Below are 10,533 nucleotides of genomic sequence, written 5' to 3'. Positions count from 1 at the left end.
CCCGGATCCCCTCATCGAGCTTTTCGGTGGCCATCGGATCTGCTGCCAGCATCTGCCGGAAATTGGCCTCATCGAGATGGATCTGGGCCTCCGTGGGGGCCGGATCAAAGGCATTCAGTTTCCGCTCCAGTTCAGCGTCGGTGAGGCGCAACTGGTCCAGCAGAGCCGGAGAGATGGTGAGCAGGTCACAGCCCGCCAGCTCGATGATCTCCTCGACGTTGCGGAAGCTGGCCCCCATCACCTCGGTCTTGTAGCCGTAGGTCTTGAAGTAGTTGAAGATCTGGGTCACCGAGACCACGCCAGGATCCTCGGGCCCGGGGTAGCTGGCCCGGCCGCTGCTCTTTTTGTACCAGTCCAGGATGCGCCCCACAAACGGGGAGATCAGGGTGACCCCGGCCTCAGCACATGCCACCGCCTGAGCGAAGCCGAACAGCAGGGTCAGGTTGCAGTGGATGCCCTCCCGCTCCAGCTGGGCGGCGGCGCAAATCCCCTCCCAAGTGGAGGCCACCTTGATCAGCACCCGGTCGTTGCTGATACCCGCCTGGTTGTAGAGACCGATGAGCTTGCGGGCCTTGGTGATCGTGGCCTGGGTATCGAAGCTGAGCCTTGCATCCACCTCGGTTGAAACCCGGCCCGGCACGATCTTGAGAATCTCCTTGCCAAAGGTGACGCATATCTCATCCAGGGCTTCGCAGACCACCTCCTCAGCCGAGGCCCCGGGACCCATCGCCTGGCGGGACTCCTGCAGGGAGCGATCGATCAGGTTTTGGTAGGTGGGAATCTGGGTTGCGGCCAGGATCAGGGAGGGGTTGGTGGTGGCGTCGCGGGGGGTGAATTGCTTGATCGCGTCAATGTCGCCGGTGTCAGCCACCACCACAGTCATGGCGGCGAGTTGATCGAGCAGGTTGGCCATGGACGGGAGCTGGGTGGAGAGATCCGGCCATCTAGCCAGACTTGATCCACGCTAGCCAGGGTGGCGGGACCCACCCACCGGAGTTGGCGGTCCTTGAGGGAACGGCAACAGGAATCAGGCCTTGGGCGCCGTTTTCTGAACCTCCCGGGGGCGGGATGGGGGGATGCGCTCGAGCACCAGCAGGGCATCGATGATCTGGCGGGCTACGGGCGCAGCCACGGTGGAGCCGAAGGTATTTCCCCCCTTGGGTTCATCCACCACCACCAGCACCACATAGCGGGGGTCATCGATGGGCAGATGGCCCACGAAACTGGTGATCAGCGCCCCAGGTATGTAGACGCCACGGTCAGCCTTCTGGGCGGTGCCGGTCTTGCCGCCGATGCGGTAGCCGGGAATCTTCATGCCCAGGCCGCTGCTTTTCTCCACCACAGACTCCATCCAAGCCATGACGGTGCGAGTTACCGCCGGGTCCAGCATGGGTAGGCCTTCCCTGGTTGGGCCAGTTGCCAGGCCATCGCCAGAGCGCAGGCCGCGGGTGATGTGGGGACTCACCAGCCGGCCACCGTTGGCCAGCATGGCGTGCAGCTGGAGCAGCTTGAGCGGGGTCAGGGAGAAACCCTGGCCGAAGGCTGCCACTGCCGGTTCGATCGCCGAGCTGGTGAAGTCACCGCGGCTTTTGAGCTCACCAGCCACGGCCCCGGGTAGGTCGGTGTCTGGGGTCTGGTCGATGCCCAGGTTGTTGAGCCAATGCCAGAAGCGAGCCGGCTTCATCTGGCCCATGGCCAACACCATGCCCACGTTGCTGGACACCTGCAGGACGGTGGGGAAATCAATCAGACCGTTGGCCCGCTTGTCATGGTTGAAAATTGGCCAGCCACCGATTTGCAAGCTGCCGCTGTCGGAGACACGGCCGCTTGCCTGGATGACCTTTTCCTGCAGGGCCAGGGCCAGGTTGATTGGCTTGAAGGTGGAACCGGGCTCGTAGAGATCCTGAACCGACCACTCGCGAAACAGCCCCGGGTTGTACTTCCAGTATTGATTGGGGTCGTAGGTGGGGGTTGAAACCAGCGCCAGCATTTCGCCGTTGCGCACATCCATCACCATGGCGGCGCCGCGCTTGGCATTCCAATGCTTCACCTGCTTGACCAGGGCCTGCTGGGCCACCTGCTGCAGGCGGGCATCGAGGGTGAGCTGGAGGCGCAGGTCGTCGCCGTAGAGGGAACCTGCAGTAAGGCCAGCTGGCAGGGGCGTGCCATCGGCACCACGGCGCATCTGCAGTGGGGTTTCGTTGCGCTTCAGCTCCCCGTCGCGGCTCTGCTCCAGCCCTGCCTGGGGCACCCGCTCCAGGTTGAGGAAGCCAACAACGTTGGCAAAGAGTTGGCCCTGGGGGTAGATGCGATGGGGATAGGGATCCAGGTCTAGGCCGCTGATGCCGAGTTGGCGAATCCTGCCTGCGGTTTCCGGATCGAGCTCGGAGAGGAGCTTCACCCCGGTTTGGCGGCCGGCCATGGCCTCGAGCAACCCCGATTTGGGCAGGGCGAGCTCGGCTGCGAGCTTGGTTGCCACGTCATCGGCGCTGCGAACCTTCTGGGGGTCATCGCCAGGGAAGTTGAAGTAGCGGGGATGGGCCCAGAGGCTGAAACGCTGTTCGTCCAGGGCTACCAAACGGCCATTGCGATCGACGATCGTGCGTCGCTTACCGATCGGCTGGGTGGTTTGGGTCTGGATGGCGTGGGCCCTGGCCTGGAGGTTGGCCCCATCCACCACCTGCAACCAGGCGAGGCGGCCGGCCAGAGCGACCAGCCCGGCGCAGAGCACTCCGTAGACCGCAAGCAGCCGGATGACAGGGACCGGCTGGATCGCGACAACCTTTTGGCGGGAATTGCTGCGACCACGGCTGGGTCCGGGGCGGCGACTGGCCGTCATCAGTAGCCCGGACGAATCTGGCTCAAGGTACCCATGCCGATCTGAAGACTGCCCAACAGCTCTGTGGCATTGGCAGGCCTGGGGGTGTGGGGTGCGGCAAGGTAGATGAGCTTCTCGCTGCTGGTGGGCACCAGCAAACCTGGTTTTTTCAGGGCACCCAGGTGGTGCTGCTCCAATATTGCCGCTGATTCCTGCATTCTGTGGGCCAGCATCTGGGAGGCCTCCAGCTGCTGATAGCTCTCGCCCCAACGGTTCTGCCAGTGAAGTGTGAGACCACTCATGGCCAGCATGCAGATGCCCAGCCCCAGGAGGGTGCCATCGGTAGCCCGATGGAGATTGGCCATCCAGGGGGCCCGCCGGTCGAGTTTACGACCTGAGAGCGAACCCTTAACCAGCTCGAGGGTTCCGCCTTGGAGACCAGCTCTGCCGGAAGCCTGCCGGGGCAATAGGGAGGCAACCAAGAGAACGGACCAAACTCCCCGGGATTGAACCACCCAGAGCAGCTGTAGGCAAGGGCAAGACGCTGCTCAGCCAGCCAGCAGGAGCAGGTTGGCAAAGGTGAGCCCGTTCCAGAGGCCATGCATCAACACGCTGGCCGCTAGCCGGCCACTCTGGAGTCGCAGCCAGCCCAGGCCCAGGCCCAGCACGAACAGCGGTGGCAACTCCCCCAGGCTCAGGTGGGCAATCCCAAACACAAGGGCGCTGATCAGCACCGCCGCGAAACCGCCCCAGCGCTCGGCCAGCACCGGCAGCAGCACTCCACGAAACAGGGTTTCTTCAAACAGGGGGGCCAGCACCATGGCCGTGAGGGCAAAGCAGAGCAGGGCAAGGGGATTGGCGCTGTTGAGCACTAGCTCCAACAGGGGATTGCTGCCGCCTGGATCGCCCACCAACCTCTCCAGCAGCCAGCTCACCAAAGCCACGAGGGGAAGCACCATCAACAGCTGCGCCAGCGCCCGCCGCAGGGCCGAGCCCAGGGGGCTCCAGTGCCACTGGAGCCAGCCACCGGCAGGCGGTTGGCCGTGGGGCCTCAACTGGGACCACAACAACAGCAGGGGGGCCGCCATCAGGCCGAGATAAAGGGCAATTACCAACAGCCCCTGCTGCAGGGCTGGCTCCGCCGCCAGGGGGCTCAACAGCCCCTGCAGCAGCGGAACCAGCAGGAGAGGTACCACCAGCTCCCCCAGCACCACGAAACCTCCCGCAATCAGCAGGGTGGCCTGGGCCAGGCTGAGCGGTGGGGCCTGCAGGGGAGGGTTTCCAACAAAACTGCCAACACCACTGCCACCCCCCTTGCCCTTGCCCAGCCAGCGCCTTGCCAGCTCACGCAGGAGCAGGGCAGTGCCCACCAGCATCAGCACCACGGGGGCGAGGGTTGTGCCGAGCAGGCGCCAGATCGCGGCCTGTTGGGCTGGGACATCCACACAGCTGGGGCCTGCTCCCCCCAGGGCCTGGCAGACCAGCTGCCTGGTCAGGGGAGAGTCCCGCCACCCCTCCAGCAACTGGTCCACCTGGCCGGCTACCGGGGCCCCTTGGGCAGCGGGGGCCCGCAGCAGCTGCAGCAGGCGGCGCTGCTCGGGCGGCACCTGCTGGTCCAAGTTCTGCAGACGCTCACTCGCCTGGCCCGGCTCGCCAGCCTTGAGCTGCAGCAAAGCCAGTTGCAGCTGCTGGGCTGGCGCCGGTGGCAGGGACCTATCCGCCAGCTGCTTCTCCAACCCCAGCCGTAGGGCCTCAAGGGGATGCTCGCCCGCCAGGGCACGCCCCAGGCTGGGGGGCAGGCCGGGCGCGGCCAGGGCCGCCAACTCCTGCTGGCGCAACTCCAGGTCATTGCCAACCGAAGGCCGCTGCAAGCTGTCCACCAATCCGCTCAGCCAGAGCAGGCCACTGAGCACAAGGCTGATCAGGGCCAATCCGGTGGTCCACCCCGTGCTCCGGCTGGGTCGAGGGGTGGGATTGGCGTTCAACCGCAGGCCCTCCAGGGCTTACTCGAACTTCAATTCTGGACTGCCCCCTTCCCATACGATGGGTATGAGCAGCCTCCAGCCAATGTCCCTTCGGATTGTGTTGGTGCGCCATGGCCTCAGCAGTTTCAACCTGGAGCACCGGATCCAGGGGCGAGACGACCTCTCCAACCTGACCGGAATCGGCCAGAGTCAGGCCCGGGCCTGCGGGGCGGCCCTGGGGGATTTGGTTTTCGAAGCCGTCTACAGCTCCCCGCTGAGACGGGCCGCCGACACCACCAGGTTGCTGCTGGCCGAACAGGGCCAGGGCCTGCAGGCGGAATTTGATGAGGGGCTACTGGAAATCGACCTGGCCCCCTGGAGCGGTCTGCTGCGCCAGGAGCTGCGGGAGCGGTTTGCCGACCAGGAGCTCCAGTGGCGCCAGGCCCCGGAAATGCTCGAATTGCAGCGGGCTGATGGCAGCACCTACCGGCCCCTGCCGGAACTGATGCGACAGGCAGATCAATTCCGCCGCCAGCTGCTTGAGCGGCACGCCGCAGCCATCAGCAACGACCAGGATCCACCCCACACAGTGTTGGTGGTGGCCCATAACGCCATCCTGCGCTGCCTGCTGCTGACCCTATTGGATCTGCCCATCTCCGGTTTTCGCCGGCTGCGGGTCGACAACTGTTCCATCTCCGTACTGAACGTGGGCAGGAGCAACGTGGGCAGGAGCGGGGTGCAGGTGGAGCTGGTCAATGGGCTGGCCCACCTGGGCGACCCCCTGCCAATCAAGGGCGATGGGGCACGGCTGTTGCTGGTGCGCCACGGCGAAACCGACTGGAACCGCGAAGGCCGCTTCCAGGGCCAGATTGATATCCCACTCAATGCCACCGGCCGCTGCCAAGCGGAGGCGGTCGGTCGCTTTCTGGCTCCGGTGACGATCAACCGGGCCTACACCAGTTGCATGGCCAGGCCCCGCCAAACGGCCGAGGCGATCCTGGCCTCCCACCCCGGGGTACCCCTCACCAGCAGCGCCGGCCTGGTGGAGATCGGCCATGGCCTCTGGGAGGGCAGGTTGGAGCAGGACATCGCCGCAGGCTGGCCCGAGTTGCTGGCCAACTGGAAGCGGGCCCCCCAGACCGTGCAGATGCCAGAAGGGGAAACCCTGCAGGCGGTCTCGGAGCGCTCGCTGGGCACCTGGCAGCGCATCGCCGCCAGCCTCGACAGCAGCGAGACGGCGCTGGTGGTCGCCCATGACGCCGTCAACAAGACCATCCTCTGCGACCTGCTGGGCCTGGGGCCGGCCGACATCTGGGCGATCAAACAGGGCAATGGCGGCGTCAGCGTGATCGACTACCCCGAAGGAGCCGCAGGGCGACCCGTGGTGGCCGCCCTGAACCTCACCCAGCATCTCGGCGGCGTATTGGATCGCACCGCCGCAGGGGCCCTGTGAAGCCTTGACCCCCCCCCTCTGGCTGCGCCAGGTTGAACTGCTGGCCGGCCCGCACCAATCGGCCACCAGCTGCGACGCCCTGCTTGCCCCTGATGGCAGCCTGCTCGCCTGGGGCGAGGGGGCGACCCAGCAGGCCCAAGCCCTTGGCCTTGCCCCCAGGCTCGCCAAGGGTTGGTTGCTGGCGCCGCTGCTGGTGGATCCCCACAGCGTGCTGGAGCAGGCCAGCGTCGGCCGTGCAGAAGATCTGGCCAGCCTGGCCGGGGCCGCCGCTGCCGGGGGATACGGCACGGTGGCCCTCCTCCCCTGGGCCAGCCCCTGGCGGGACCAACCGGAAAAGCTCGGGCTCAGCTGGCCGGCACCGATGCAGCTGGAGCTATGGGGCAGCTTCAGCATCAGGGGGGCCGATCAGGAGCTCGCTCCCCATGGCGACCAACTTGCCGCTGGAGCCATTGGCCTGGCGGGCACTGACCAGGTGCCGCCCCTGGCCCTGATGGAGCGGGGCCTGCTGCTGGGGGAGATGGGCCGGAGTCCGGTGCTGCTGGCACCCCGCGATGCTGGCCTCAGCGGCGGCGGCTTCGTGCGCGAAGGCGTGGAGACATTGCGGGCCGGCTGGCCCCCCGATCCTGTGCTGAGCGAGACCCTACCCCTGCAGAGCTTGCTCAGCCTGGCGGAGCTGCGGCCCGAAGCCCGCCTGGCCCTGATGAACCTGGCCACCGCCGCGGGGGTGGGGCTGCTGCGCCAGGCGCCTCGGCGCCCCATGGCCACCGTGGGTTGGTGGCACCTGCTGGCCGACAGCGGCAACCTCGATCCCAGCGCCGAGGGCTGGCGGCTGTGCCCCTCCCTGGGCGCCCCCAGGGACCGGGAAGCCCTGATCACGGCCCTGGCCGATGGCGTGCTCACCGCAGTGGCCGTCCATCACCTGCCCCTCGATGCGGAAGAGATCCTGCTCCCCCTCGACCAGCGCCGGGCCGGCCTGGCCGGCCATGGGGGCCGCCATGGCCTGGTGCTGCCCCTGCTCTGGGCTGAACTGGTGGGCCGGCGCAGCTGGCCGGTGCAGCGGCTCTGGCAAGCCCTCAGCTGGGGCGGCTCCGAGCTGCTGGGGCGGGAACCGGAGCAGCTCAGAGCCGGGTCCCGTCGCTGGCTGCTGTTCGACCCCAACTATGGCTGGAGCTGGGATCGACAGGGGTGCCCGTCGCGGGCAGCAAACCATCCCCTGGGGGGCAAGCAGCTGGTGGGAGGGATAAGGGCTAGCGGCCTGATCCCGGCTGCCCAGTGGACTATTTGACTCCCAGGGAGCCGGTCTGGTTGAAGGGGTAGAAGCGCCAGAAGGCCCGACCGATGATTTCTTTCTGGGGCAAAAAGGCCCCACCGGGCCAGAAACGGCCATCCCAGCTGTTGGCCCGGTTGTCCCCCAGGGTCAGTACATGGCCAGGGGGAACCACCGCATTGAGGGTGCGGCATGGCCCCATGCCCTGGCTATCCACGGGGCAGTCGTTCTGCACATAGGGCTCGACCAGGCGCACCCCATTGATGAAGACATGGCCCCTGGGGTCCACACTCACCCGCTCGCCAGGCAGGGCTACCACCCGCTTGATGTAGGCATCACAGGCCGGGTTAGCCACCCCAGGCAGGCTGCCGACCAAGGGCAGGTTGACCACCAGGCAGCTCAGGGGATTGGGGCTGGCCCCTGCCGCAAGCACCGGATCGAAGTGGTGGGGTGAGTGGAACACCACGATCTCGCCACGGCGGGGAGCCCGCTGGCGATAGGTGAGCTTTTCCACCAGCAGCCTGTCCTGGATCTGCAGCCCAGGCAACATCGAACCGGAGGGGATGTAGCGGGCCTCGACCAGAAATTGGCGGATGCCCAGGGCCACCGCCAGGGTGATGGCCACACTGCGCCAGAAGGCCCACGGGCTCTCCTTGGGGCTGGCGAGAGCCCCAGGCTGGGTGTTCGGTTTGGGGTTGTCGTGAATCAAGACTTGCGATCTGCCAGGGTGCAGGCCCAGCTGGCCAGACACGGCAGATTAGGCACACCCTCCCCTCCGCCAAGGCCCATGTCGCCGCCCCGTTGGCAATCCAACTCCACGGCCTCACCCGGCGGCTGGGGGCAGGGCTGGGACCGCTTCGTGGCGGTGTGGGCCAGCCTCAACCTGGTCTGGGTTGCCTTTGACATCACCTACCTGCCGCTGCGCACCTTCTGGCTGCAACGCAACCTCTATCCGATCCCCTCGGTGCCGCTGGTGGTGCCCCTCACGGTGATCCCGGACGTGACGCCCCTGGTCGATCCGATCAAGGGCATCGAACCCCACCGCGAAACCCAGGCCTACATCGAGCAATTCCGGCGCCTGGATGCGGCCCTGCTGGCCCTGCCCGCCGGCCAGCGGCCCCAGGCCGCCCAGGTGGCGCTGCTGAACCGCCAGGTTCAGCTCACCGTCCAGATGGTCGACAGCAATCCTTTCCAGGCTTCTGGAGCCACCGGCACCCTCGAAAAGATCAAAAATCGCCTGCGCCAGCGGGCTGATCTGGATTCCGCCCGCCAGGCCTCTGGCCTGCTACTTAGCCCGGACTGGATCCAGGCCAGGGATTGGAACAGCGAGCGGCGCTTCTGGAACGACCAGATCCTGCCCCTGGTGGCCACCAACTACTGGCGATCGATCGACGAAAACGGACGCCCCACTGACCATTTCTGGCGGATCGACCTGCTGATGTTCCAGAGCGTCTTTGGCCTGGACATCCTGCTGCGCCTGATCCGAATGCGGCGCCGATTGCCAGGGCTGAGCTGGGGCGACGCCCTGCTGCGGCGCTGGAGCGACCTGCCCCTGCTGCTGCCCTTCTGGCGTTGGCTGCGGCTGATGCCCGTGCTGGAGCGACTGCAGACCTCAGGCCTGGTCAACTTTGAGCCGCTGCGGGCCGTGGTGAGCAGGGGGGTGGTGGCCCTGCTGGCGGTGGAACTGTTTGAGGTGCTGTCGTTGCAGATTCTCGATGGAACCCAGGGCCTGATCCGCTCGCGCCGCTGGCCCCAAAGGCTGCGGGCCCTGCGCAGCCACCAAAGTGTGGCCAGCAGGGACGAGCGGGCCCTGGTGGAGCTGGTGCGCATCTGGGCGCCCCTGTTGCTCAGCCGAGTCGCGCCCCGACTCGCCCCCGAACTGCAGGGCCTGCTGGGCTACAGCCTGCGGCAAAGCCTGGATCGCACCGTGGTGCCGCCGCCGCTGCGGCAACTGCAGCCGCTGCTGCAGGTGGAAAGCGGCATCAGCCGCCAGCTGGCGGGAGGCATGGTCGAAAGCCTGCTCGAGCTCTCTCGCAGCACGGGCAACCGACTTGGTCGCCGCGACGATGTGCAGCTGGATCTGCTCCAGCGTTTCATCGACCGCTTCTGGGATGAACTGGCCGCTGCCCTGGAGAGTGGTTCGGCCCTCGAGCGCTCCCAGGAGCTCCTCTGTGCCCTGATCGATGGCGCCAAGGGCACCTACCTCAGCCAGATCAACAGGGCCGGCATAGAAGCCCTGATCCAGGAGCTCGATCAGCTGATCACTGCTCCTAGCCAGCAGGAAGACCCAAGCCAACAAACAGCCCCTAGCCAATCAAAACCGCTTAACCGCCCAAAGCCTCCTGCCACTCCTGCTCCTTGAAGCCCGTCAGGATTGCACCGCCGCTGGTGATCAGGAACGGTCGCTTAATCAGCTTGCCATCGGCGGCCAGTGCCGCCAGAGCGCTCCGATCATCCAGCGCCTGCACGGCTGCGGGGCCCAAGGCGCGGTAGCTCTGGCCACTGGTGTTGAACAGGCGCTTGCGGCCCAGTTGGGCCATCGCCAGCTCCAGCTCGGCCAGGCTCGGAGGAGTCTGGGTGATGTCGAGCATCTGGGCATGGAGATCCCGGGCGGCGAGCCACTGGAGGGCCTTGCGGCAGGTGCTGCAGCCCGAATAGCCGTAGAACTTCATCCTTGCCGGCCCGGGGGCTTCAGGGAGCTCGAAAGCGGATTACTTGCGGCCAATCAGAGACTTGAGAGCCCCGACCAGGCTGTTGGAACCCTGGCCCACGGCGTTGCTGGGCCGGGTGCGAACGGTGACGTCACCGTTGACACTGGTGCGGCAGCTGAGGCGGAAATTGGCGGGGCGATCGGCAAGGTAGACCTCCTCCACATCGCTGCGGGGGGAGAGGTTCTGCATGCCCTCAACCACTTCCATCACGCAGGTTCCGCATTGGCCCAGGCCGCCGCAGTTGTTGACATTGTTCAGCCCCTTGTAGGGGTTGATGCCCGCATCCAGGGCAGCCTTGCGCAGGTTTGCTCCCTCGATGC

At 66.4% G+C, this 10,533-nt stretch carries 10 protein-coding genes; 3 read left to right on the top strand and 7 right to left on the bottom strand.

All coding sequences use genetic code 11. The features are described 5' to 3' along the window. The 4 genes from KBZ07_RS10855 to KBZ07_RS10840 all read right to left on the bottom strand — a co-directional run. Positions 1 to 913, bottom strand: a 913-nt coding sequence (locus KBZ07_RS10855) for a transaldolase (protein ID WP_254931627.1), incomplete at its 3' end; no start/stop codon positions are given. A gap of 114 nt (positions 914 to 1,027) precedes the next feature. After that, positions 1,028 to 2,839 (bottom strand): penicillin-binding protein 2, encoded by a 1,812-nt coding sequence (locus KBZ07_RS10850; RefSeq protein ID WP_254931626.1) that lies wholly within the window; start codon positions 2,837 to 2,839, stop codon positions 1,028 to 1,030. After that, positions 2,839 to 3,183, bottom strand: a complete 345-nt coding sequence (locus KBZ07_RS10845) for a hypothetical protein (RefSeq protein WP_254931625.1) — start codon at positions 3,181 to 3,183, stop codon at positions 2,839 to 2,841. The genes KBZ07_RS10850 and KBZ07_RS10845 overlap by 1 nt, the downstream gene beginning before the upstream one ends. Before the next feature lie 183 nt (positions 3,184 to 3,366). Next, entirely contained in the window at positions 3,367 to 4,803 is a 1,437-nt protein-coding gene (locus KBZ07_RS10840; RefSeq protein ID WP_254931624.1) for a CPBP family intramembrane glutamic endopeptidase, read from the bottom strand. A gap of 82 nt (positions 4,804 to 4,885) precedes the next feature. On the opposite strand from KBZ07_RS10840, the gene KBZ07_RS10835 reads away from it, so the two are divergent. Beyond that, complete coding sequence (locus tag KBZ07_RS10835) at positions 4,886 to 6,235, top strand: histidine phosphatase family protein (RefSeq protein ID WP_254931623.1); 1,350 nt, start codon at positions 4,886 to 4,888, stop codon at positions 6,233 to 6,235. Between the two features lie 4 nt (positions 6,236 to 6,239). Beyond that, on the top strand, positions 6,240 to 7,520 hold the full coding sequence (locus tag KBZ07_RS10830; protein WP_254931622.1) for a dihydroorotase: 1,281 nt from the start codon (positions 6,240 to 6,242) through the stop codon (positions 7,518 to 7,520). Here KBZ07_RS10830 and lepB read toward each other — a convergent pair. Then, on the bottom strand, positions 7,513 to 8,253 hold the full coding sequence (gene lepB / locus KBZ07_RS10825; protein ID WP_396124023.1) for a signal peptidase I: 741 nt from the start codon (positions 8,251 to 8,253) through the stop codon (positions 7,513 to 7,515). The two genes, KBZ07_RS10830 and lepB, sit on opposite strands and share 8 nt — an antisense overlap. Before the next feature lie 36 nt (positions 8,254 to 8,289). Here lepB and KBZ07_RS10820 point away from each other — a divergent pair, with 36 nt between their 5' ends. Next, positions 8,290 to 9,864: a hypothetical protein gene (locus KBZ07_RS10820; RefSeq protein ID WP_254931621.1), complete on the top strand. Its 1,575-nt coding sequence runs from the start codon at positions 8,290 to 8,292 to the stop codon at positions 9,862 to 9,864. Here KBZ07_RS10820 and KBZ07_RS10815 read toward each other — a convergent pair. Both KBZ07_RS10815 and KBZ07_RS10810 read right to left on the bottom strand, forming a co-directional pair. Beyond that, the gene (locus tag KBZ07_RS10815) at positions 9,827 to 10,174 is read right to left on the bottom strand and encodes a Spx/MgsR family RNA polymerase-binding regulatory protein (RefSeq protein ID WP_254931620.1); all 348 of its coding nucleotides are present in this window, start codon (positions 10,172 to 10,174) and stop codon (positions 9,827 to 9,829) included. The genes KBZ07_RS10820 and KBZ07_RS10815 overlap by 38 nt on opposite strands. A gap of 39 nt (positions 10,175 to 10,213) precedes the next feature. Next, positions 10,214 to 10,531 (bottom strand): 2Fe-2S iron-sulfur cluster-binding protein, encoded by a 318-nt coding sequence (locus KBZ07_RS10810; protein ID WP_254931619.1) that lies wholly within the window; start codon positions 10,529 to 10,531, stop codon positions 10,214 to 10,216. Between the last annotated feature and the right edge of the window lie 2 nt (positions 10,532 to 10,533).

It is taken from the genome of Cyanobium sp. BA20m-14 (assembly GCF_024346295.1).
Note: the sequence above shows the minus strand (reverse complement) of the source record. Positions and strands in the feature narration are given on the sequence as shown.

Coding starts and splice junctions, on each gene's coding strand:
- KBZ07_RS10850 (WP_254931626.1), bottom strand. CDS start 2,839: ATGACGGCCAGTCGCCGCCCCGGACCCAGCCGTGGTCGCAGCAATTCC.
- KBZ07_RS10845 (WP_254931625.1), bottom strand. CDS start 3,183: ATGGCCAATCTCCATCGGGCTACCGATGGCACCCTCCTGGGGCTGGGC.
- KBZ07_RS10815 (WP_254931620.1), bottom strand. CDS start 10,174: ATGAAGTTCTACGGCTATTCGGGCTGCAGCACCTGCCGCAAGGCCCTC.
- KBZ07_RS10820 (WP_254931621.1), top strand. CDS start 8,290: ATGTCGCCGCCCCGTTGGCAATCCAACTCCACGGCCTCACCCGGCGGC.
- KBZ07_RS10835 (WP_254931623.1), top strand. CDS start 4,886: ATGTCCCTTCGGATTGTGTTGGTGCGCCATGGCCTCAGCAGTTTCAAC.